The following is a 22,342-nucleotide window of genomic DNA, read 5'->3' on the forward strand; positions in this document are numbered from 1 at the left end:
GACGGTCGGGGGCGTCGTCCTATTTCGGACTCAGACGGGCGGTTCGGGGTCGTACTGCATGTTGCGGCGCACCTCGCGGGCACGCTCGACACCGGCGAAGCGGGCGACGAGGTGCAACGCGACGTCGATCCCCGCCGAGATCCCTGACGCCGTCACGACGTCGCCATCGTCGACGAACCGGTCGTCGGGCCGCACCTCGATGTCGCGGCCGAGTTCGGCCAGCAGATCGAGCGATCGCCAGTGGGTCGTGGCCGGCCGTCCGTCGAGCAGGCCGGCATCGGCGTACACCAACGCGCCGGTGCAGACGCTGGCCATGGTCGTCCCCGCCGCGTGCCGGTCGCGGACCCACGCCCGCACCGCCTCGTCGCCGAGATGGCCGCGCGTGCCCATGCCACCCGGATAGACGAGCAGGTCGACCGGACCGAGCTCGGCCCAGCTGGTGGTCGGTACGACCTCGACGCCCTTCGCGCAACGTACGACCCCGGCCTCGCGAGCCACCGTGACCTGTTCGACCGTCTCGTCGAGCTGGCGCCAGACGCCGAACACCTCCCACGGTCCGACCCAGTCGAGCTCCTCGACCCCGTCGAACACGTGGATGGCGATCCTCATCGCGACACGCCGCCTTCCTGGGCGTACGCGCCGGGCCCGACCAGCTCGAGGATCGCCTGCGCGACGGCGAGCGGATCCTCCTCGTGGATGAAGTGGCCCGTGCCCGGGATCGGCACGACCGGCGCGTCGAGGTCGCGCCCGACGCCGGCCGCCAGGGAGAACGGGGTCACGGGGTCCTGCTCGCCCCACAGCACCGTGGCGGGGACCCGCAGCCGGTGCGGCGTCTGCGGATCGGGCAACCAGCCGCTGCGTCGACGGACCCGGCGCACGGTCGCGTCGAGGACGGCACGGCGCGACAGCTCCCGGTAGTAGGGCAGCCATCCACGTGGCCGCGCCGACACCGCGCGGGCGTACTCGTCGATGGCGTGCTGGCTGATCGCCTCCGGACGCGCCGCCGCATGCCGGATGCCGGCCCCGACCAACGACCTCGGCGCCGCCTTGAAGGCCAGTTCCGGCAGGATCGGCAGGTTGAGCAGCGGGATGTGCCACGCGCGCCGCAGGTCGATCTTCCGCAGCGGGGCGGACGCCACCACCAGCGCCCGGACCATGCCGGGGTGCCGGAAGGCCGTTGCGAGCGCGACCGGACCACCCCAGTCGTGGCCGACGAGGACCGCCTTCCTGGCATGCAGGTTACGGATCAGGCGGCTGATCTCGTCGGCGAGCGACTCCGGGTCGTACCGGGTACCGCGGGGCGCGGTGGTGCGCCCGAACCCCTTGAGGTCGGGGCAGGCGACGCGGTAGCCCGCGTCGGCGAGCACGGGTGCGACGTGCCGCCAGGACGAGCCGTCCTGCGGCCAACCGTGCAACAGCACGATCAGCTCGTCGTCGCGGTCGGCGGTCTGCTCGCCGGGCGACCAGCCGGCGGAACCGAGCACGCGGACGAAGAAGCGCGTCTCGCCCCCGAGGACATACCCCTCACGCCACATCGTCGCTCCTCCACGTGGAGCAGAGGTTACGAGGTCGCCCCGTCCGCACGGGCACGCCGACGAGCGTCGACGGACCACCGGCCACCCAGCCTGGCGGTGAGCGCCTGTGCACGGCCGACGACGAGATCGGCCAGCACGACGCGATCCTCGTCGTCGTGCCGGCGGTCGCGGAAGGTGATGGCGAAGGCGGCGACGGGCCGGCCAGCATGGTCGAACGCCGCGGCCGCGACCGATGCGAAACCGGCGGTCACCTCCCCGTCCTCGACCGCCCAGCCGCGCTGCCGGTCGGCGGCCAGGATGCGCCGCAGGGCGGCCACGCTCGTCGGCCCCCGTTCGGTACGTCGGGACAACGACGCCGAGGTGGGGAACAGGGCGGTGACCTGTGCGCGCGGCAACCACGACAGCAACGCCCGCCCCGAGGCGGTGAGGTGTGCCGGCAGCCGCACGCCGACGTCGGAGACGAGCACGTCACCGACCGGCGAGCGCTGCTCGAGCAGATACAGCGTCTCGCGCCCGTCCAGGACGCCGAGGTGCCCCGTCTCGCCGGTCTCGTCGACCAACGACGCCAGCAGCGGCCGGGCGAGACGCTCCAGCCCGGCGTGCCGCAGGTAGGCCGAACCGATCTCGAACGCCGCCACCCCGAGCGCGTACCGGCGCTCTTCGGGAAGGTGGGTCACGAATCGCTCACGCTCCAGGGCGGCCAGCAGGTGGTAGGTCGTGGAGCGGGGCAGGCCCAGCGCTCGGGTGATCGCCGCCGCGTTGACCGGTCGCGGTTGGCTGGCCAGGTAGCGGAGCACGGCCAACGCACGCGTCGCTCCCGGGACCTGTTCGCCCACCATCACGTGCCCGCCGCTGATCGGAGAGGCAGACCGTAGCGAGCGACACCCCGCGCTCATCGCGACGACCGCTCGCGGACGCGGTCAGCCGCCGCGAGCGGCCTCGCCACAGGCAGGGAGCGGCCCGTGCGCCTCGAGGAGCCGCTCGGCCCGCGCACGGGTCATGCTCCAGGCCGGCCACCGTCCGTCCGCGCCCTGCACGAGGTCGACGACATGCGGACCGAGGACGCAGCCGCGAACCTCGTCCGGTAGCTCCAGCAGCGCTGGAACGGCGTCCGCGCTGAGGTCGGCGAGGTAGTCCACGTCGATGCGTCCCTCGGCGAGGTAGCGCTCGACATTCCATTCGGCGATGCGCGCGTCCGGCTGCAGGTAGCCGATACCCGAGACGGCCAGGGCCGTGACCAGCGCGAGCGCACGGGGCAGGAGCCCGACCTTCCTGGTGGCGCCGGCCGCGAGGACCAGGAAGAACACGACGGCGAGCCACACGATGACGGCCGTGGCGGCGAAGCGCAGCCGCGTGAAGCCGAACGCGTCCTCGTAGAGGGACAGACGGTGGTGGGCCGAGAGGAGGACCACCAGGGTCAGCAGGCACAGGCCGGCGAGCAGGCCACGCCGGACACGGACCTCGCGCAGCGTCCCGGCCGCCGCGTAACGGCCCGTCGCGGCGATCACGACCAGCGTCAGCACCGCGACGGCGACGAGCTGGGCGAACCCGCCCCGGGCGTACTCGGCATAGGTCAGCCCGGCGGTCGCCAACACGCGTTCGTGCCCGCCGAACAGCACCCCGAACTGGAGCGCGACGAAGCCGGCGAACAGCAGGACCAGCGCGCCGAGCGGCACCTGCCACTCGATGCCGCGCAGGTGACGCGAGGGTGCCGGTACCGGCCGGTCGTCGCGGGCGCGGGCGCGCAGCCGGACCAGTGTCGCCGCACCGACCGTCACCAACACGGCGACGAAGGCGCGTACGGGGAACAGACCGAGGTCGAGATCGGGCACCAGGAAGCGTTCCACGAGTCGGCCGAACAACCGGTCGGCCGACGCGAAGAGCGCACCGAACACGCCGAGCAGGACGATGGTCAGCAGGGTGGCGCGGACCCCGGGATGGCGTCGGACGTCGGTGGGCAGCGCGTCACGGAGCCCGGCGGCCACCGCCCCGAACGAACCGAACCCGACGGGGACGCACCGCAGCGCCGGCCGCACCATCCCCAGCCAGGTGGCACCACCGGCGAACCCCAGCACGGCGACACCGACCGCGACGAGCAGGGCCGGCGCCACGACCCAGCCCGCGTCCGACCATGCGGGGAGCCCGGCGGCCAGCGCCGCCACGGCGATCATCGATCGCCGCCAGGCGCCGGCCCAGGTACCGGAAGGGCGCGTCAGCAGCACGGCGGCGACGATGGCCACCCACGTCACGGCGAGGCCGAGGCCCGGTTCGTGGTCCGGGAGCGCGATCGCCGCGACGACTCCGGCGCCGATGACGGCAGCCCGTTGCGCCTGGGTCAGCGGCGGCGGAGGGCTGATCCCGGCGGGGTCCAGCTCGGGGGCGTCCGATGTCGGGGCGTGGCTCATGGCGGTGGTCCGGTCCTCGTTCATGCGGTTCCCGATGTCCTCGGCAGCGTCACGACCATGCGGCAGCCCGGTCGGTGGCGGTCGTCGACGTGGATGCGACCGCCGTGCAGGTCGACGATCCAACGGGTGATCGCCAGGCCGAGGCCGGTGCCGCCGTCGTGCACCCCCGGACCGTCGCCGGCGACATCACCGCGGTGAAAACGTTCGAAGATGCGCTCGACGTCGTGGGCGGCGACACCCGGACCGCGGTCGGTCACCGACAGCTCGACGTCACCGCCGCGTTGCACCGCGGCCACCTCGACATCGCTGTCCTCGGGGGCATGGGCCCGGGCGTTGTCGATCAGGTTCACCAGCACCTGCACCAGGCGACGGTCGTCGCCGGGAAACTGCAGGTCCGCGGGTTCCACCGACGTCCGTACCGGTGCGCCCGGGGCGGCCGCGACCAGGTCGACGGCCTCGGCCAGCAGTTCGCTGGCCGTCACCGTGGTGACCTCGAGGTCCACGACACCGGCCTCGAGCCGGGACAGGTCGAGCAGGTCCTCGACCAGCGACTGGAGCCGCTCGGTCTGGCGGACGAGACGTTCGAGGGTGGCGGGATCGGGCTCCTCGACACCGTCGGCGAGGTTCTCGAGGACGGCGCGCATCGCGGCGATCGGGGTCCGGAGTTCGTGCGAGACGTTGGCCACCAGGTCGCGACGCAGACGATCGGTCTCCGCCACCTCGTCGGCCATGCGGTTGAAGGCACGCGCGAGGGCGCCGACCTCGTCCCGAGCGCTCGCCGTGACCGGTTCGTGCCGCTGCCCGGCCGCCAGTTGCGACGCCGCGTGCGCCATCTGCCGCAACGGAAACGTCATACCGTGCGCCAGGAGTTGCACCATGGCCAGCGCGATCACCAGGGCGCCGAAGGCGACGGGCACCGTCGGCCAGCCGGCCCATCGCCCCAGCTCGAGCACGCCGATGGTCACCAGGACCGCTGCCACGATGACCAGCCCCAGTTTGAGCTTGAGGGACCCGACCCGGTCGAGCGGCCTCATCGTGGCTCCAGAAACGCGTAGCCCACCCCGTGGACGGTACGGATGCGGTCGCGGCCGAGCTTGCGGCGCAAGGCGGCGACATGGGAGTCGACGGTGCGGGTCGCCGCCGCGTCGTGGTGTCCCCACACCTGGCGGAGCAGTTGCCCACGGGTGAGCACCCGGCCCGGGCGCTCGACCAGCTGCAGCAGCAGGTCGAACTCGGTGACGGTCAGCTCCACCTCCTCGCCCGCGACCGACACGAGCCGGCGTCCGCGGTCGACCAGGACGTCGCCGACCGCGATCGGTGCCGGGTCGGCGTCGGCTGCGGCCGCTGCCCGCTCGACGCGACGCAGCAGGGCGGCGACCCGCGCGACCAGCTCGCGCATGCTGAACGGCTTCGTGAGGTAGTCGTCCGCCCCCACACCGAGCCCGACCAGCAGGTCGGTCTCGTCGTCGCGGGCGGTCAGCATCAGCACGGGAACCGGACGCTCCCGCTGGATGCGCCGACACACCTCGTACCCGTCGATCCCCGGGAGCATCACGTCCAGGACGACCACGTCGGGGCGGATGCGCTCGCACAGGGCCACGCCGGCCAGCCCGTCGTGGGCGATCTCCACGCGGTGACCCTCGGCCTGCAGTCGCTTCGCCACCGAGGTGGCGATGGTGACCTCGTCCTCGATCACGGCGATCGTCGTCGTCTCGTCCATGCCCGGGACTGTACGGAGCGGATGTCGGTCGACCGTGGCGGAGTTGTGCGGATTTCGTGCAGACGCCGGCAGAGGACCCGCCATGCACAGGACCAATGGTCCGGAAACAGGTGACCTTGCGCGTGCGACGGGCACGCCGGCGTCGTCGATGCTGTGGCGGTCCGGTCGATCTCCCGCACGACCCGCGGCCGGACCCGCCGGTGTACGAGGCGATCCCTCGGCATCGACGCCCTCCTCCCGTCCGGAAAACCACGCCCATGTCGACGCGCACCGAAGAGGACCTGCTCGGTCCCCGCGAGGTCCCCGCAGACGCCTACTACGGCGTCCACACCCTTCGCGCCATCGAGAACTTCACGATCAGCACGATGACGATCAACGACCTGCCCCAGTTCATCCGGGCCATGGTCGAGGTCAAGAAGGCGTCCGCACTCGCCAACCGCGACCTGCACGTGCTGCCCCACGACATCGCCAACGCCATCATCGCCGCCTGTAACGTGATCCTCGACGAGGGTCGCTGCATGGACCAGTTCCCGGTGGACGTCTTCCAGGGCGGCGCCGGGACGTCGGTCAACATGAACACCAACGAGGTCGTGGCCAACCTCGCGCTCGAACTGCTCGGGTACGAGAAGGGCCGCTACGACGTCATCAACCCCAACGACCACGTCAACAAGTCGCAGTCGACCAACGACGCCTATCCCACGGGGTTCCGGCTCGCCGTCCACCGTCGCGCCCAGATCCTGGTCAGCGCGATCAGTGCACTCGCCGACGCGTTCGACGCGAAGGGGCAGGAGTTCGCGGGCGTGCTCAAGATGGGCCGCACGCAGCTGCAGGACGCCGTGCCGATGACCCTCGGCCAGGAGTTCCACGGCTTCGCGACCACGTTGCGCGAGGAGATCCGCACGCTCCGTCGGGTCTCGCTGCTGTTGCTCGAGGTCAACCTCGGCGCGACGGCCATCGGCACCGGGCTCAACACGCCCGAGGGCTACGCACGGGTGGCGGCCAACCGGCTCGCCGAGGTGACTGGCCTGCCGATCGTGTCCTCGGCCGACCTCGTCGAGGCGACCTCCGACAACGGCGCGTACGTGGCGATGCACGCCGCCGCCAAGCGGGCCGCCGTCAAGCTCTCCAAGATCTGCAACGACCTGCGGCTGCTGTCGTCGGGTCCGCGCGCCGGGCTCAACGAGATCAACCTGCCCGAACTGCAGGCCGGTTCGTCGATCATGCCGGCGAAGGTCAATCCGGTCATCCCCGAGGTCGTCAACCAGGTCTGCTTCAAGGTGGTCGGCAACGACGTGACCATCACGATGGCGGCCGAGGCCGGACAACTGCAGCTCAACGTCATGGAGCCGGGTCTCGCGCAGTCGATGTTCGAGTCCTTCCGCCTCCTCACCAACGCCTGCGACAACCTCCGCGAGCGGTGCGTGGTCGGCATCACGGCCAATCCCGAGGTCTGCGAGGCGCAGGTCCTCAACTCGATCGGGATCGTGACCTACCTCAACGAGGTGATCGGCCACCACAACGGCGACCGCGTCGGCGCCACCTGCGCGCGCACGGGAAAGAGCGTGCGCGAGGTGGTGCTCGAGATGGGACTGCTCGACGAGGCCCACCTCGACCAGCTGCTCTCGCCCGAGAACCTGCTCCGTCCGCGCTACCCGGGGCGCGTCTACGCCGAGGGAGAGCGGGGCCTGCCCGTCATGCCCGCACTCGCCTGACCCCGGTCGTCCTTCCAGCTACCAGCGTCTTCCCGCGTCATCCCCGCAACTCCCTACTGCCGCGTGGCGCGCTGCCACGCAGGACATGAACGATCATGCTCGCACTCGAACTCCTCATCGTGATGGGTGCCATCTTCATCGGTGCCCGACTCGGATCCATCGGCATCGGCCTCGCCGGCGGTATCGGCGTGCTGCTGCTCGGTCTGATCGGCGTCCCCGTCGATCAGGCCGCCATCCCCTTCGACGTCATCGCCATCATCATGGCCGTGATCGCCGCGATCGCGGCGATGCAGGTCGCCGGCGGCATGGACTACCTCGTCGGCGTCGCCGACCGGTTCCTTCGTCGACACCCCCGGCAGATCACGCTGTGGGCCCCCATCGTCACCTACTTCATGACCTTGTTCGCCGGGACCGGCCACACCGCCTTCTCGACGCTTCCGGTCATCGTCGAGGTCTCCAAGGAGAACGACATCCGGCCGTCCAAGCCGCTCTCGATCGCCGTCGTGGCGTCGCAGATGGCGATCACCGCCTCCCCGATCTCGGCGGCCGTGGTGTTCTTCGCGAGCGTGCTCGAGCCCCAGGGCGTCGACTACGTGCAGTTGCTCGCGATCGCGATCCCGTCGACCCTCCTGGCCGTCATCGTGACCTCGTTCGTCGCCAACATGCTGGGCAAGCCGCTGGCGAAGGATCCCGTCTACCAGGAGCGCGTCGCCAAGGGCCTGGTCAAGGTCACCGCCTCGCAGCAGGCGGCCGCCGAGTCCCGTGCCCTGGTCGGTGCTGGCGTGGGCGGGGGCTCGTCTCTCGGCGGTCTCGCCGACGGCCCGGCCGACGGTGGCCAGCCCGTCGCGCCGCTCTCCCCCGGGGCACGTCCGGTCGACAGGATGGGACGTCGCTCGGTGCTGTTCTTCCTCGCCGGCATCCTCGCCGTCGTCGCCTACGCCACGTCGATCAGCGACACGGTCGGCCTCATCACCGAGCCGACGCTGCCGCGCAACGAGGCCATCATCACGATCATGCTGACCGTGGGGGCCCTCATCGCGTTCGTCGCCAGGTTCGACCCCGCGAAGATCCTCAAGTCGCAGGTGTTCCAGTCCGGCATGAGCGCCACCGTCTGCATCCTCGGTGTGGCATGGCTCGGTACAACGTTCGTCAACGCCCGCATGGAGCAGATCCAGGCCCTCGCCGGTGACGTGCTCTCGACGCGTCCCTGGACGCTGGCGATCGTGCTCGTCTTCGCGTCCGCGCTGCTGTACTCGCAGGCGGCGACCACCAAGGCACTGATGCCGGCTGCCCTCGCCCTCGGCGTCGGTCCGCTGGGCGCCATCGCCGCGTTCCCCGCCGTGTCGGCGCTGTTCATCCTGCCGACCTACCCGACCCTGCTCGCCGCGGTCGAGATGGACGACACGGGATCCACCCGCATCGGCAAGTTCGTCTTCAACCACCCGTTCATCATCCCGGGGCTGATCAACATCGCGTTGGCGGTCGTCTTCGGGTTCGTGATCGGTTCCATCGTCCTCTGACCACCCCGCTCGCAGGCGCCCCCGGCTCTCGACCGGGGGCGCTGTCCTGTCTGCCTCGGGTGCGCCTGACCGTCCCGGTCGAGGCGGCTCCCCGGACGACGCGACATCATCGTCGTGGCGCCGTCGCCCCGAGTCGGGTGACCGTGACCACCGCGAGACCGGCCGCCGCCGCCACGGCGCCGGCGAGGAAGACCGCGGGCCGCCCGGCGACGGCCGCGACGATCCCCATTCCGAGCGGCCCCGCGCCGAACGCGATGTCGATGAACGCCGAGGTCGTCGCCATGACCTGGCTGCGTTCGTCCGCAGGGGCGACGGCGACGGCCAGTGCGAACACCGATGGCGTGAGCAGCGCGATCCCGACCGCCAGGATCACGGCACCGGACACCAGGCCCAACGGGGTGTGCCAGACGCCGACGATGGTGAGCCCCGCGACCGACAGCACCAGCGCCGTCCGGATGGCGCGGCCGGGGCCGAGCGCGTCGGGAAGGCGCGCGCCGGCGCTCCGCACGAGCACGACCACGCCGGCGAACACCAGCAGCACGGTGGCCGCCCCGCTCATGCCGAGGTCGAGGACGTGCAACGGGACGAAGGCGAGGAAGCCGGCCATGCCGATGATGCTGGCCATCAGCACCACCCCCGGCAGTAGTCCGGCCGGGTGCACGAGGCGCGGACGCGCGGCCGATGACGCACACCTCGCGGGGCGGGTCTCGGGAACACGCGCCACCAGGCTCGCCGCGAGCACCGCGGCGGCGGCCGTCGCCATCCACACGCCCGTGAATCCGAAGCGGCCGACGATCGCCTCGGCGGCGACGGGCCCGATGCCGATGCCGAGGTAGAGCGACAGCGACGCGAGGCTCATGGCCTCGCCTCGGCGCTGTGGAGGTGCGAGGTCGGTGAACGTGGTCAGCATGCCGACGAAGAACAGCGCCTCGCCGGCGCCGCTCACCAGGCGGATGCCGGCCAGGATCGTCGGCGTGGTCGCGAGCCCGTACGCAAGCACCGAGACCGCGAACACGAACGCGCCGACGAGCATCAGCGGTCGGCGGCCACGCCGGTCGCCGTACACCCCGGCGGCGGGACGCAAGAGGACGGCGGACACGCTGAAGGTCCCGAACACCAGCCCGACGGCGATGTCGCCTCCCCCGAGGATGCTCGTGACGTATCTCGGCAGCGCGGGCAGGAGCATTCCGGCTGCGGTGAAGTAGGCCAACGAGGCCGCCGCAAGCGCCGCGAAGGCCGGAGTGAACAAGCGCGGCCGCGTGGGCGCGGTCGCCGATGCGTGGGTGAGCATGGTCGGTTCCTCGGTGTCGATGGTCCCACCCTGGCCCTCGCACCGGACGATCACATCGGTAGACCTACCCATCTGTGGCGTGACATCGTGGGAGCAGCCGAACCGGCAGAGCCGTGGACGACGAACTGAGGTTGGCCGAGCTCTTGGCCGCGCTGTCCGTGACGACGGATCTCGGGATGGGCCACCCGCCGGAGAAGGCGATTCGCTCGTGCCTGCTCGCCACCGAGCTGGCCCGAGCTTCCGGCCTTCCCGAGCCGATCGTCCACGACGTCTACTACACCGCGCTGTTGCAGCACCTCGGCTGTACGGCACCGATGCACGAACTGACGCACCTGTTCGGTGACGACCGGGAGGTGCTCGCCCAGCTCGAGAGCACCGACGAGACGACGGTGCGCGGGACGCTCGAGACCCTCGCACTCGTGGGGCGCGGGCAGGGTGTGCGCCGCGCCCGGCACCTGAAACGCACGTTGGCGTCCGGAAAGGAGAGCAATGCGGCCATCCTGCGCTCCGTGTGTGAGGTCGGTACGCGGATGGCCGAGCGGCTTCGCCTCGGCGCCGGCGTCCAGGCCGGTCTGCTCGACAGCACCGAGACCTGGGACGGCCGAACCGGCGCCTACCGGCGGAACGGCGACGGCATCGCGCTCGCGGCCCGGTTCGCCCTGGTCGCCGCCCAGGCCGTGATCTTCGACCGGATCGGCGGTCCTCAGGTCGCGCTCGCGATGGTGCGCGAGCGGAGCGGCCGGTGGTTCGACCCGGCCGTGGCGGATGCATTCGCCCGGGTCGGCCCGAGGTTGCTCGAACGCATGTCCGCGATCGACGTCTGGGGCGAGGTCGTGGCGGTCGAGCCACGCCCGCTCCGGTGCGTGCCGCCCTCCAGGCTGGACGAGATCGCGGCCGTGTTCGCCGACCTGACCGACCTGAAGTCGCCCACGACGCTGGGCCACTCCACCGAGGTCGCCGAACTCGCGGGCGCTGCCGCCGCCGGGCTCGGCCTGGCGCCGGAGCGGATCGCTCTCGTCCGGCGCGCGGGGCTGCTGCACGACCTCGGCCGCGTGGCCGTCTCGGGGGCGGTCTGGGCCAGTCCCCGGAGGTTGACCGCCGGACAGTGGGAACAGGTCCGCCTGCACCCGTACTACACCGAGCGCATCCTCGAGCGTTCCCCGACGCTGGCCGGCCTCGCGCGTATCGCGGGGCTGCATCACGAGCGCCTCGACGGATCGGGCTACCACCGGGGACTCGATCGCCAGGCGATCGACATCGAGGCGCGGGCGCTGGCGGCCGCGGACACGTTCCAGGCCATGACCCAGGACCGACCACACCGGCCAGGGGTCACTGCGCCGCAGGCCGCCGAGCAACTGGCAGCGGAGGCCGCTGCCGGCACGATCGACGGCGACTGCGCGCGAGCCGTCATCGAGGCGGCGGGCCAGTCGGTTCCACCGGGACGAGGTGCCCGGCCGGCCGGGCTCACCGACCGCGAGGTCGAGGTCCTGCGGCTCCTCGCGCGAGGCGCCACCAACCGTGAGGTCGCCGCCGCACTGGTCATCTCCTCCCGCACCGCGGAACACCACGTCCAGCACATCTACGGCAAGCTCGGCACCTCCACCCGGGCCGCCGCCGCCCTGTTCGCGGTGGAACACGGCCTGTTGCGGTGACCAGGTGAGGGGTGCCGGAGCAGCGCGCGGCGAGGTCGTCGAGGCCGTCCGGCGAGGGCCGCCGGCCACGCGTAGGCTCTTCGACGCCGGCGCCCGACCCCGGGCGTCCGAACACGGAGCAGGTCCATGCCCGACGGCGAACGCAGCGAAGCCGACGCCCAGCGGGGCGCCGAACTCCAACGCGCGTACGGCGAGGCCCTGGCGCTGCTCGGCGAGTTGGTCGCGGGGCCGCCGCCGGTCGAGGAGATCCTCGACGAACTGCTCGCGGTCGCGCTCACCGCCGCGCCTGGCCTCGCGGCCGCCTCGGTGACCGCCCTGTCGGTCGACGGCGAGCTGGTGACGGCCGCCACCACCGATGCGGCTGCGCAGACGGTCGACGAACTCGAGTACCGACTGCACGAGGGGCCGTGCGTCGTCGCGCTCGACACCGGCGTCGAGCAACTGGTCAGCGACGTGCGCACCGACGACCGCTGGCCGAACTTCAGCCAGCGCGCCCTCGAACTCGGCTTCAGTTCGGTTGCCGGCCTCCCCCTGGTGAACGCCGGTGAGACGATCGGCGCGCTCAACGTCTTCGGCGCCGCACCCGGTGACCTCGACGAGCAGACGCTGGCCCCGCTCCGGCGCCTGATGGGACCGCTCGCGGCCGCGCTCGCCCGAGGTCGTGCCCACCGCCGCTACCAGCGGCTGCTCGACCAGCGGTCGGCACGCGAGGACCGTTCGACCGCCGACCGCTGACCGCCCGGCACGACCGCGGGTCCGGCGAACCGACCCCGGTCATGCGCGGATGTCTCGGATTCCAGACCGAAGGGACTGTCCGCGCTCCTGCGACCCCGGTGGCGACCTGCTCACATAGCTGCATGGACACCCTCGAACTCGGCGCCCGCCCCCTGCACCTCGACGACGTCGTGGCCGTGGCCAACGCGGCCACCCCCGTCGCCCTGCACGACGACGCCCTCGAGCGTCTCACCGAGGCGCGGTCCCTCGTCGACCGTCTCGCCGGCCAGGACGAGCCGGTGTACGGGGTCTCGACCGGTTTCGGCGCCCTCGCCACGCGCCACATCCCCGCCGACCGGCGCGCTCAGCTGCAGCGTTCCCTGGTGCGCTCCCATGCGGCCGGCAGCGGCCCAGAGGTCGAGCGCGAGGTCGTGCGCGCCATGATGCTGCTGCGACTGAAGACGCTCGCCTCGGGTCACACGGGCGTGCGTCCCGTCGTGGCGCAGACGTTGGCCGGGTTGCTGTCGGCCGGCATCACGCCGGTCGTGCCCGAATACGGCTCGCTCGGCTGCTCGGGCGATCTCGCCCCCCTCGCGGCCGTCGCACTCGCGCTGATGGGCGAAGGTGAGGTCCGTGACGCCGACGGTGACCTCGTTCCCGCCGCCGAGGCGCTGGCCGCGGCCGGACTCGCACCGGTCGCGTTGGTCGAGAAGGAAGGTCTCGCACTCATCAACGGCACCGACGGCATGCTGGGCATGCTGGCCCTGGCGATCGCCGACCTGACGCTGCTGCTGAAGGTCGCCGACGTCGCGGCGGCGATGAGCGTCGAGGCACTGCTCGGCACCGACCGGGTCTTCGCCGGCGACCTGCAGGAGCTGCGGCCCCATCCGGGACAGGCGGCAAGTGCGTCGAACCTGCGCCGCCTGGTGGCCGACTCAGCGATCATGGCCAGTCACCGCACACCCGACTGCAACCGCGTCCAGGACGCGTACTCGTTGCGCTGTGCCCCGCAGGTCGCCGGCGCCGCCCGGGACACCCTCGACCACGCCCGTCTCGTCGCCGAGCGGGAACTGGCCGCCGCCATCGACAACCCGGTGCTCACCGCCGACGGTCGCGTCGAGTCGAACGGCAACTTCCACGGGGCACCGGTCGCCTACGTCCTGGACTTCCTCGCCATCCCGGTCGCCGACGTCGCCTCGATGTCCGAGCGCCGCACCGACCGCTTCCTCGACGTCCACCGCAACGGTGGACTGCCTCCGTTCCTCGCCGAGGACCCGGGCGTCGACTCCGGACACATGATCGCCCAGTACACCCAGGCGGGCATCGTCTCGGAACTGAAGCGCCTGGCCGCGCCGGCGTCGGTCGACTCGATCCCGTCGTCGGCGATGCAGGAGGACCACGTGTCCATGGGCTGGGCGGCCGGCCGCAAGCTGCTCCGTGCCGTCGACGGTCTGGCGCGCGTGCTCGCCGTCGAGGTGGTGACGGCAGCCCGGGCCATCGACCTGCGCGCGCCGCTGGCCCCCTCCCCCGCCACCGGCGCCGTCCGCGACCTGCTCCGTGAGGAGGTTCCCGGCCCCGGCCCCGACCGCCACCTCGCGCCCGAGATCGAGGCGACGTACCGCCTCGTCCGCTCGGGTGCCGTGGTCGCTGCCGCCGAGACGGTCACCGGCCCCCTCGACTGACCGCGCCGTCCCCCCGAGCTCGACCGCCACGCCCCGTCCGAACCCGAAGCGAGGCACGCCATGGCCACCACGTCCGGACCCCGCCCCGTCCGCGCCGCCCACGGCTCGCACCTGTCGGCCCGGTCGTGGCCGCAGGAAGCGGCGCTGCGGATGCTGCACAACAACCTCGACCCCGACGTCGCCGAGCATCCCGACGAACTGGTCGTCTACGGCGGAACCGGCAAGGCCGCCCGCGACTGGAACAGCTTCGACGCGCTGGTCCGCACCCTGACCACCCTGCGCGACGACGAGACGATGCTGGTGCAGTCCGGCCGGCCGGTCGGCGTGATGCGGACCCACGAATGGGCACCTCGGGTCCTGATCGCCAACTCCAACCTCGTACCCGACTGGGCCACCTGGGACGAGTTCCGGCGACTGGACGCCCTCGGGCTGACCATGTACGGCCAGATGACGGCCGGTTCGTGGATCTACATCGGTACGCAGGGGATCCTGCAGGGCACGTTCGAGACCTTCGCCGCGGTTGCCGACAAGCGCTTCGGCGGGACCCTGGCCGGCACCCTGACGGTGACTGCCGGTCTCGGTGGCATGGGAGGTGCGCAACCGCTCGCGGTCACCATGAACGGCGGCGTCGCCCTGGTCGTGGAGTGCGACGCGTCCCGGATCCAGCGGCGACTCGAGACGCGCTACCTCGACGTGCAGGCCGACGACCTCGACGACGCCCTCCGCCGTGCCGAGCAGGCGGTCGCCGATCGCGCCCCCCTCTCGATCGGCCTGCTGGGCAACGCGGCCGAGGTGGTGCCCGAGCTCCTGCGCCGCGGCGCGCACGTCGACATCGTCACGGACCAGACCTCGGCCCACGACCCCCTGGCCTACCTGCCGGCCGACGTCGCGTTCGAGGACTGGCACCGCGAACGTGCGGCCGACCCGATCGCGTTCACCAAGCGGGCGCAGGCGTCCATGGCGACCCACGTCGAGGCGATGGTCGGGTTCCAGGACGCCGGCGCCGAGGTGTTCGACTACGGCAACGCCCTGCGCGGAGAGGCCCAGGCCGGCGGGTACGCCCACGCCTTCGCCTACCCGGGCTTCGTGCCGGCCTACATCCGACCGCTGTTCTGCGAAGGCAAGGGCCCGTTCCGCTGGGCGGCGCTGTCCGGTGATCCCGAGGACATCCACGCCACCGACGAGGCGATCCTGGAGCTGTTCCCCGAGGACGAGAAGTTGCAGCGGTGGATTCGCGAGGCCCAGGACAAGGTCGCGTTCCAGGGGCTCCCGGCGCGCATCTGCTGGCTGGGATACGGCGAGCGGCAGCTGGCCGGCGAGCGATTCAACGAGATGGTGTCGGCCGGTGACGTCGAGGCACCCATCGTCATCGGACGCGACCACCTCGACTGCGGGTCGGTCGCCTCGCCGCAGCGCGAGACCGAGGGCATGTTGGACGGATCCGACGCGATCGCGGACTGGCCGTTGCTCAACGCGATGGTCAACGTCGCCTCGGGCGCCGCGTGGGTGTCGATCCATCACGGCGGCGGTGTCGGGATGGGCCGCTCGATCCACGCCGGGCAGGTCACGGTCGCCGACGGGACCGAGCTGGCGGCGCAGAAACTCGAGCGCGTGCTGACCAACGACCCGGCCATGGGGGTCATCCGCCACGTCGACGCCGGCTACGACCGCGCCATCGAGGTGGCGGAGGAACGCGACGTGCGCGTCCCCATGCGCGAAGGTTGATCAGAGGAAGCAGGTCCGACGGGCCAGGAACGCATCGAGGGTGGCCACGGCGTCGGTCCAGCCCGCTGGCCGGTCGACGCTCATCCACGATCGCTCCTCGACCGCGTGCAGCACCTCGTGGACGCGGAGCCTCGCCCGCTCGTCGTCGTTGACGCCGTAGGCGGTGGCGAGCTGGGCGACACCCTCCTCGTCGTGGCCCCGTACGTGCGATCGCGTCCTGGCCAGGTCAGCCATCCGGTCGTCCCAGCTGGCCCGTTCGAGATCGACGACCCCCACGACCGTCGGTTCGCCACGGGCGGCGACCAGCACGTTGGCGTCGACGAGGTCGTTGTGGCACAGCGCCGATGCGCTGACGTCACGAAAGGCGTCGCGGTGACCATCCACCAGGGTCCGGGTGCGGCGCGCCATGGCCCAGGACCCACCGATGCGCAGATGATCGTGCAGCAGTTGGTCGCACCGGGCGTCGAGGCGCTCCCAAGCGTCCGCCCACGCCCTGCCCGTCGGCGACAGCGAGCCGAACCGCACGCCTCGGACGACGTGCAGCCGGCGCAACACGCGACCGACCTCCTCGGTGACGGCGCGGGTCTGGGACGGCGTCAGCTCGCCGCGCCGGTCGGCCCAGCGGACGCCGGGAAGACGGGAGAGCACCACGTAGGGAACGCCATGACGCTGTCCGAGCACGTCGGACGCGATGACCACAGGCGTCGCGACGTCCGCGACCGCCGCGAACCGGCCCAGGGCGTCGACCTCGGTGGCGGCAGCCCGTGCGGCGTCGGGTGCGTAGATCTTGAGCACCTGGCGTGCGCCGTCGCCGCCACGCAGGCCCAGGACGTGGCCGACGGCCCCCTGCACGCTCGGCGTCCAGCCGTCGGGTTCGGCGGCCAGGTCGGCACCGACCGCGTCGAGCACGCGTGCGGCCGCGTCGGCGATGCCTGACCGGTCCACAGCGCTCCGTCCCGTGCCTACTCGTCGCTGCCGACCGTAGCTCCCGCTCCGGCTCGCCGATCCCGCGCGTCCTCAGGCGGCACACACGCAGGCGGCCGCCCCGAAAGGGACGGTCGCCCGTGCGGGGGTGCGGGTCCGGCTAGCGGTGCAGGTCGAACCGGTCGGCCTGCATGACCTTCACCCAGCCCTGGATGAACTTGTCCAGCATGAGTTGCTCGCCGCCGTTGGCGCCGAACTCCTCGGCGATGGCCCGCAGCTGCGAGTTGGAGCCGTACACCAGGTCGACGCGGGTCGCCGTCCACCTGGTCTCGCCGGTCGCGCGGTCCTTGCCCTCGAAGCGCTCCTCGCCCTCGCCGATCGGTTCCCAGACGGTGCCCATGTCGATGAGGTTGACGAAGAAGTCGTTCGTGAGCTGGCCTGGACGGTCCGTGAGGATCCCGTCGGTGTTGTCGTCACCGGCGTTCGCCCCGATGGCGCGCATGCCACCCACCAGCGCCGCCATCTCCGGCGCGGTGAGGTTGAGCATGAAGGCCCGGTCGACCATCAGGTGCTCGGTCGGGATGCCGACGTCCTTCTGCAGGTAGTTGCGGAAGGCGTCGTGCCGCGGCTCGAGCCAGGCGAACGTGTCGACCTCGGTCATCTCCTGGGTCGCGTCGGTGCGCCCCGGCGTGAACGGGACGGTCACGTCGTGCCCGGCCGCCGAGGCCGCCATCTCGATGCCGACGCTGCCGCCGAGGACGATCATGTCGGCCAGCGAGACGTTGAAGCCGGACGCGTCCTTGATCTGCTCGAGCTGATCGATGACGGCCGACACGCCGGAACGGAGGTTGACGTCCCAGCTCGCCTGCGGCTCGAGGCGGATGCGCGCGCCGTTGGCACCACCACGGTGGTCGGTCTGCCGGTAGGTGCAGGCGGAGGCCCATGCGGTGCCCACCAGTTGCTTCGCGGTGAGGCCCGACTCGGCGATCTGCCGCTTGAGCGTCGCGACCTGGTCCTCGTCGACCAGCGGGCCCTCGTGCGCCGGGACCGGGTCCTGCCAGATCATTTCCTCGCTCGGCACCTGCGGGCCGAGGTAACGCGAGCTCGGGCCCATGTCACGGTGCAGCAGCTTGTACCAGGCACGCGCGAACTCGTCGGCCAGCACGTCCGGGTTGTCGAAGTACTCCTTGGCGATCTCGAGATAGTCGGGGTCGGCCAACATCGCCATGTCGGCCGTCGACATCACCGGCTTGTTCATGCGGCCCTCGACGTGGGCGTCGGGGACCATGAACCGCTCGTCGGGGTCGACCGGCTCCCACTGCTTCGCGCCGGCGGGCGACTCGGTGAGCTCCCACTTGTTGTTGAACAACGTGTCGAGGTAGGAGTTGTCCCACGTCGTCGGGGTCGGAGTCCAGGCACCTTCGAGGCCCGAGGTGATGGTGTACTCGCCGAGGCCGGTCTCGTGCGTGTTGGCCCAGCCGATGCCCATCTCGTGGATCTTGGCTTCCTCGGGGGCGCCGCTGACGGCCTCCTTCGGGCCGTTGCCGTGCATCTTGCCGAAGGTGTGACCACCCACCGTCAGTGCGACGGTCTCGCGGTCGTTCATCCCCATGCGGCCGAAGGTCTCGCGGATGTCCTGCGCCGACTTGAGCGCGTCCGGCACGCCGTTCGGCCCCTCCGGGTTGACGTAGATCAGGCCCATCTGAACCGCGGCGAGCGGGTTGTCGAGGACGCGGCTGCCGTCTTCCCACGTGCCGGTGTAGCGGTCGTCGTTGGTCGAGAGCCACTCGTTCTCGGGGCCCCAGTAGATGTCGTCCTCGGGTGCCCAGATGTCGGAGCGACCGAACCCGAACCCGAAGGTCTTGAAGCCCATCGTCTCGAGTGCGCGGTTGCCGGCGAAGACGAGCAGGTCGGCCCACGAGATCTTCTCGCCGTACTTCTGCTTGATCGGCCACAGCAGCCGGCGGGCCTTGTCGAGGTTGCCGTTGTCCGGCCAGCTGTTGAGCGGCGCGAACCGCTGCGCCCCGGTGCCGCCACCGCCGCGACCGTCCACGGCACGGTACGTGCCGGCCGCGTGCCACGACATGCGGATGAAGAACGGCCCGTAGTGGCCCCAGTCGGCGGGCCACCATTCCTTCGAGTCGGTCATCAGCGCGTCGACGTCGGCGCTCAGTTCGTCGACGTCGATCTGCGCGAAGGCCTGGGCGTAGCGGAAGTCCTCACCGAAGGGGCTCGAACCGGGGTGCTTCTGGTGCAAGACGTTGAGCGAGAGCTGGTCTGGCCACCAGTGCTCGTTGCCCTGCAGACTGGGCGTGGTGCGGGCGGCCCACTCCGGGCGGCGGGCGGGCTGTTGGTCGGACACGTTGTCCTCCTCGGAAGGCCTGGGTGCGCCTGCCTCCGAAAAGCGAGGCCGGCCGCGTCGGTCGGTACGAGGCCCCAACCTAGAACAGTTCCAAGCGTGGAGGCAACCTGCACTTCGAACCTCCAGGTATCTGGTAGCGTTCCACCGCGCTTCCCCCTTGAACCAGCGCAAGGAACCATTCGTGCAGCCGCTGCTGACCCGCCTCCGCAACCGCCAGTGGCGCCTGACGGCGCAGCGACGCGTCATCGCCGAGGTGCTCGCCGGCGAGCACGTCCACCTGACCGCGGACGAGGTCTTCGAGCGCTCCCGCGCGATCCTGCCCGAGGTCAGCCGCGCCACCGTCTACAACACCCTCAACGAGCTGGTTGGCATGGGCGAGCTGTTCGAGGTGACGCACGTCGACGGACGCAAGCGGTACGACCCCAACGTCGAGGAACGCCACCACCACCTGGTGTGCGTCGACTGCGGCCGGATGCTCGACGTCCTGGCCGACGACCCGCGCCTGCCCGAGGGCCAGCAGCACGGCTTCGAGGTGCTCCGCGTCGAGGTCACCTTCCGGGCGCGCTGCCCCGACTGCGTCCCGGTCGCGACGGTCTGACGCTCCCGCCACCCGGTGACGAACCCGCTCGCCCGGTGCGCGGGCCGTGGCGACGTCGGCGGCGCCTTCAGCGGACCGGTCACCGTTACGCTCCTGCGGCCGTTCGCTGGGTGGATCGACGCAGACCGGGAGCAACACGTGGCGCGGAACACGCAGACGTTCGAGGGCATGTGGTCCGACCTGGCCGACGTCGGCCGGGCACCTGCCGGTGGATATCGCCGGTTCGTGTGGTCCGACGCGGACCTGACGCTGCGGAACTGGTTCGTCCAACAGGCCAACGACCGTGGCCTGGGCGTTCGCGAGGACCGGGCCGGCAACCTGTGGGCGTGGTGGGGCGATCCGACGGCCGGCGACGCCGTCGTGACCGGGAGCCACCTCGACTCGGTCCCCTCCGGCGGGGCGTTCGACGGACCGCTCGGTGTCGTGTCCGGCTTCCTCGCCGTCGACCGGTTGCTCGAGGCCGGCACGATGCCGGACCGCCCGATCGCGGTGGTCGCCTTCTCCGACGAGGAGGGCGGCCGCTACGGCATCGCCTGCGGGGGCTCACGACTGCTGACCGGCGCGCTCGCCCCCGACCGGGCGCTCGCGCTTCGCGACGACGACGGCCTCACCCAGGCCGAGGCGCTGCGGGCAGCCGGCCGCGACCTCGCCTCGTTCGGCGCCGACCCGGAGGCCCTCGGCGCCATCGGCACCTTCGTCGAGCTCCACGTCGAACAGGGCCGTGGGTTGGTCGACCTCGACGCGCCGGTCGGCGTGGCGTCGGCGATCCGCGGACACGGACGATGGCGCTTCGACCTGCTCGGTCGACCCGACCACGCGGGGACGACCCGGCTCGAGGACCGTGACGACCCGATGCTCACCCAGGCCCGGCTCGTGCTGGCCGCCCGGGAGGCCGCCCAGCGTCATGGTGCGGTCGCCACGGTCGGCCGGGTGCGCGTCGAACCGAACGCCGTGAACGCCATCCCGTCACGCGTGCAGGCATGGGTGGACGCCCGCGCCGACGACGACGCGACCGTACGTGCGGTCATCGCCGACATCGCCAACGCCGTCGGGGTGGGTGCCGACGAGGAGTCCTGGACCGCCCGGGTCGACTTCGAGCCGGTGCTGCGCGATCGTCTCGTGACCACCCTGGACGGCGTTCCGGTGCTGCCGACCGGCGCCGGTCACGATGCGGGCATCCTCGCCTCGGTCGGGATTCCGGCGGCGATGCTGTTCGTCCGCAATCCGACCGGCGTCTCCCACGCGCCGGACGAGTTCGCCGAGGCCGCCGACTGTCTCGCCGGTGTCGACGCGCTCACCACCGTGCTGCGCGACCTCGCCTGGGTCTGACCGCCGCTGGCCGACGCCCCTGGAGGACGCGTGGAACCGCTCACCCACATCGACCGAACGCTGTCAGCACCTGCGTTGCCCGGGGGGCTGGACACGCCGGCGGTCGTGGTCGACCTCGACCGCGTGGACGCCAACGTCGCCCGGATGCAGGCTCGCCTCGACGAGCGTGGCGTCTCGCTGCGTCCCCATGCGAAGACCCACAAGAGCCCGTTCTTCGCCGCCCGGCAGCTGGACGCCGGCGCGGTCGGCATCACGGTCGCCGTTCTCGGCGAGGCGCAGGTCATGGCCGACGCCGGTATCCAGGACGTCTTCGTCGCCTACCCGGTGTGGGCCGTCGGAGCGAAGGCGGATCGCCTGCGCGAGCTGGCCGGTCGCGTCCGCCTCGCCGTCGGTGTGGACTCGGTCGAGGGCGCGCGACAACTCGGACGCGCCCTCGCCGGCGCGGCCGCAGGACCCGAGGTGCTCATCGAGCTCGATTCCGGCGAAGGGCGAACCGGCACGGACGCGACGAGGGTGGTCGCCGTCGCGCGGGCGGTGGCCGACGCCGGGCTGACGCTGCGCGGGGTGTTCACGCACGGTGGACACGCCTACCAGGGTCCCGACCGGGTCGCCGGGGCTGCCGAGGACGAGGGCTCGACGCTCGGCGCCGCCCTCCACGACCTTCGCGACGCGGGCTTCGAGGTGCGGGTCGTCAGCGCCGGTTCGACCCCCACGGCCGTCGCGTCCGCCGCCGGACCCGTCACCGAGGAGCGGCCCGGCACGTACGTGTTCGGCGACCGCCAGCAGGCCAACCTCGGCGGCTCGGACCCGACGACGCTCGCCCTGACCGTCGCGGCCACCGTGGTGAGCACCGCCGTTCCCGGCCGCTGCGTCCTCGACGCGGGCGCGAAGGCGTTGGCCAAGGACAAGCCGGACTGGCTCGCGGGTCACGGCGTCGTACCCATGTTGCCCGGTGCCGTCATCCGCGCCGTCTACGACCACCACGCCGTGGTCGAACTCGCCGAGGACACACCCGCTCCGCGCGTCGGCGACGTCGTCGGAGTCGTGCCCAACCACGCCTGCCCGGTCGTCAACCTCACCGACGAACTGCTGCTGACGCGCGACGGCGAACTGGTGGAGCGCCTACCGGTGCTCGCGCGGGGCCGTAACCGCTGACGAGGGCGTCGATGCCGA

General features: G+C 71.8%; 18 protein-coding genes. 9 read left to right on the forward strand and 9 right to left on the reverse strand.

Features of this window, described 5'->3' with window-relative positions; all coding sequences use genetic code 11:
• Positions 1–30: 30 nt before the first annotated feature.
• The 6 genes from ACERMF_RS10375 to ACERMF_RS10400 all read right to left on the reverse strand — a co-directional run bounded on the left by ACERMF_RS10375 (position 31) and on the right by ACERMF_RS10400 (position 5,660).
• Positions 31–609 (reverse strand): DJ-1/PfpI family protein, encoded by a 579-nt coding sequence (locus ACERMF_RS10375; protein ID WP_373669009.1) that lies wholly within the window; start codon positions 607–609, stop codon positions 31–33.
• Complete coding sequence (locus ACERMF_RS10380) at positions 606–1,535, reverse strand: alpha/beta fold hydrolase (RefSeq protein ID WP_373669010.1); 930 nt, start codon at positions 1,533–1,535, stop codon at positions 606–608. Before ACERMF_RS10380 ends, ACERMF_RS10375 begins: the two co-directional genes overlap by 4 nt.
• 26 nt (positions 1,536–1,561) lie before the next feature.
• Positions 1,562–2,374, reverse strand: coding sequence for an IclR family transcriptional regulator (locus ACERMF_RS10385; protein WP_373669254.1), 813 nt, complete (start codon positions 2,372–2,374; stop codon positions 1,562–1,564).
• An 81-nt stretch (positions 2,375–2,455) separates the two neighbouring features.
• Positions 2,456–3,964 (reverse strand): DUF4153 domain-containing protein, encoded by a 1,509-nt coding sequence (locus ACERMF_RS10390; protein ID WP_373669011.1) that lies wholly within the window; start codon positions 3,962–3,964, stop codon positions 2,456–2,458.
• Positions 3,961–4,974 carry an ATP-binding protein gene (locus ACERMF_RS10395; protein ID WP_373669012.1) on the reverse strand — a complete coding sequence of 338 codons (1,014 nt, stop codon included), beginning with the start codon at positions 4,972–4,974 and terminating at the stop codon, positions 3,961–3,963. Before ACERMF_RS10395 ends, ACERMF_RS10390 begins: the two co-directional genes overlap by 4 nt.
• Positions 4,971–5,660, reverse strand: a complete 690-nt coding sequence (locus tag ACERMF_RS10400) for a response regulator transcription factor (protein ID WP_373669013.1) — start codon at positions 5,658–5,660, stop codon at positions 4,971–4,973. Before ACERMF_RS10400 ends, ACERMF_RS10395 begins: the two co-directional genes overlap by 4 nt.
• 257 nt (positions 5,661–5,917) lie before the next feature.
• On the opposite strand from ACERMF_RS10400, the gene aspA reads away from it, so the two are divergent.
• Together aspA and ACERMF_RS10410 are read left to right on the forward strand one after the other, a co-directional pair.
• Positions 5,918–7,372: an aspartate ammonia-lyase gene (gene aspA / locus ACERMF_RS10405; RefSeq protein ID WP_373669014.1), complete on the forward strand. Its 1,455-nt coding sequence runs from the start codon at positions 5,918–5,920 to the stop codon at positions 7,370–7,372.
• 95 nt (positions 7,373–7,467) lie between these two features.
• The gene (locus ACERMF_RS10410; protein WP_373669015.1) at positions 7,468–8,892 is read left to right on the forward strand and encodes an anaerobic C4-dicarboxylate transporter; all 1,425 of its coding nucleotides are present in this window, start codon (positions 7,468–7,470) and stop codon (positions 8,890–8,892) included.
• A 106-nt stretch (positions 8,893–8,998) separates the two neighbouring features.
• Here the strand turns inward: ACERMF_RS10410 and ACERMF_RS10415 are convergent, their stop codons facing one another.
• A complete protein-coding gene (locus ACERMF_RS10415) occupies positions 8,999–10,183 on the reverse strand; it encodes an MFS transporter (RefSeq protein WP_373669016.1) in 1,185 nt (394 codons plus the stop codon).
• A 131-nt stretch (positions 10,184–10,314) separates the two neighbouring features.
• On the opposite strand from ACERMF_RS10415, the gene ACERMF_RS10420 reads away from it, so the two are divergent.
• The 4 genes from ACERMF_RS10420 to hutU all read left to right on the forward strand — a co-directional run bounded on the left by ACERMF_RS10420 (position 10,315) and on the right by hutU (position 15,956).
• Positions 10,315–11,835: an HD domain-containing phosphohydrolase gene (locus ACERMF_RS10420; protein WP_373669017.1), complete on the forward strand. Its 1,521-nt coding sequence runs from the start codon at positions 10,315–10,317 to the stop codon at positions 11,833–11,835.
• Between the two features lie 126 nt (positions 11,836–11,961).
• Positions 11,962–12,570 carry a GAF domain-containing protein gene (locus tag ACERMF_RS10425; RefSeq protein WP_373669018.1) on the forward strand — a complete coding sequence of 203 codons (609 nt, stop codon included), beginning with the start codon at positions 11,962–11,964 and terminating at the stop codon, positions 12,568–12,570.
• Positions 12,571–12,692: 122 nt separating this feature from the next.
• Positions 12,693–14,231: a histidine ammonia-lyase gene (gene hutH / locus ACERMF_RS10430; RefSeq protein ID WP_373669019.1), complete on the forward strand. Its 1,539-nt coding sequence runs from the start codon at positions 12,693–12,695 to the stop codon at positions 14,229–14,231.
• 60 nt (positions 14,232–14,291) lie between these two features.
• Positions 14,292–15,956 carry a urocanate hydratase gene (gene hutU / locus ACERMF_RS10435; protein ID WP_373669020.1) on the forward strand — a complete coding sequence of 555 codons (1,665 nt, stop codon included), beginning with the start codon at positions 14,292–14,294 and terminating at the stop codon, positions 15,954–15,956.
• On the opposite strand, the gene ACERMF_RS10440 is transcribed toward hutU, so the two are convergent.
• Positions 15,957–16,901, reverse strand: coding sequence for a phosphotransferase family protein (locus tag ACERMF_RS10440; RefSeq protein ID WP_373669021.1), 945 nt, complete (start codon positions 16,899–16,901; stop codon positions 15,957–15,959).
• 139 nt (positions 16,902–17,040) lie between these two features.
• Positions 17,041–19,242, reverse strand: a complete 2,202-nt coding sequence (gene katG, locus ACERMF_RS10445) for a catalase/peroxidase HPI (RefSeq protein WP_373669022.1) — start codon at positions 19,240–19,242, stop codon at positions 17,041–17,043.
• Positions 19,243–19,423: 181 nt separating this feature from the next.
• Between katG and ACERMF_RS10450 the strand changes: the two genes are divergently transcribed.
• From ACERMF_RS10450 to ACERMF_RS10460, 3 genes are all read left to right on the forward strand, one after another.
• Complete coding sequence (locus tag ACERMF_RS10450; protein WP_373669023.1) at positions 19,424–19,840, forward strand: Fur family transcriptional regulator; 417 nt, start codon at positions 19,424–19,426, stop codon at positions 19,838–19,840.
• A gap of 168 nt (positions 19,841–20,008) precedes the next feature.
• The gene (locus tag ACERMF_RS10455) at positions 20,009–21,169 is read left to right on the forward strand and encodes an allantoate amidohydrolase (RefSeq protein ID WP_373669255.1); all 1,161 of its coding nucleotides are present in this window, start codon (positions 20,009–20,011) and stop codon (positions 21,167–21,169) included.
• A 30-nt stretch (positions 21,170–21,199) separates the two neighbouring features.
• On the forward strand, positions 21,200–22,324 hold the full coding sequence (locus ACERMF_RS10460; RefSeq protein ID WP_373669024.1) for an alanine racemase: 1,125 nt from the start codon (positions 21,200–21,202) through the stop codon (positions 22,322–22,324).
• The last annotated feature ends 18 nt before the right edge of the window (positions 22,325–22,342 follow it).

It is taken from the genome of Egicoccus sp. AB-alg6-2 (assembly GCF_041821025.1).
GTDB lineage: Bacteria > Actinomycetota > Nitriliruptoria > Nitriliruptorales > Nitriliruptoraceae > Egicoccus.

What these genes read in the sequence shown, in the direction of transcription:
- ACERMF_RS10425 (WP_373669018.1), top strand. Translation starts at nt 11,962, where the DNA reads ATGCCCGACGGCGAACGCAGCGAAGCCGACGCCCAGCGGGGCGCCGAA.
- aspA (WP_373669014.1), top strand. Translation starts at nt 5,918, where the DNA reads ATGTCGACGCGCACCGAAGAGGACCTGCTCGGTCCCCGCGAGGTCCCC.
- ACERMF_RS10380 (WP_373669010.1), bottom strand. Translation starts at nt 1,535, where the DNA reads ATGTGGCGTGAGGGGTATGTCCTCGGGGGCGAGACGCGCTTCTTCGTC.
- ACERMF_RS10390 (WP_373669011.1), bottom strand. Translation starts at nt 3,964, where the DNA reads ATGAACGAGGACCGGACCACCGCCATGAGCCACGCCCCGACATCGGAC.
- hutU (WP_373669020.1), top strand. Translation starts at nt 14,292, where the DNA reads ATGGCCACCACGTCCGGACCCCGCCCCGTCCGCGCCGCCCACGGCTCG.
- ACERMF_RS10385 (WP_373669254.1), bottom strand. Translation starts at nt 2,374, where the DNA reads ATGGTGGGCGAACAGGTCCCGGGAGCGACGCGTGCGTTGGCCGTGCTC.
- ACERMF_RS10400 (WP_373669013.1), bottom strand. Translation starts at nt 5,660, where the DNA reads ATGGACGAGACGACGACGATCGCCGTGATCGAGGACGAGGTCACCATC.
- ACERMF_RS10455 (WP_373669255.1), top strand. Translation starts at nt 20,009, where the DNA reads ATGTGGTCCGACCTGGCCGACGTCGGCCGGGCACCTGCCGGTGGATAT.
- ACERMF_RS10375 (WP_373669009.1), bottom strand. Translation starts at nt 609, where the DNA reads ATGAGGATCGCCATCCACGTGTTCGACGGGGTCGAGGAGCTCGACTGG.
- ACERMF_RS10415 (WP_373669016.1), bottom strand. Translation starts at nt 10,183, where the DNA reads ATGCTCACCCACGCATCGGCGACCGCGCCCACGCGGCCGCGCTTGTTC.
- ACERMF_RS10410 (WP_373669015.1), top strand. Translation starts at nt 7,468, where the DNA reads ATGCTCGCACTCGAACTCCTCATCGTGATGGGTGCCATCTTCATCGGT.
- ACERMF_RS10395 (WP_373669012.1), bottom strand. Translation starts at nt 4,974, where the DNA reads ATGAGGCCGCTCGACCGGGTCGGGTCCCTCAAGCTCAAACTGGGGCTG.
- hutH (WP_373669019.1), top strand. Translation starts at nt 12,693, where the DNA reads ATGGACACCCTCGAACTCGGCGCCCGCCCCCTGCACCTCGACGACGTC.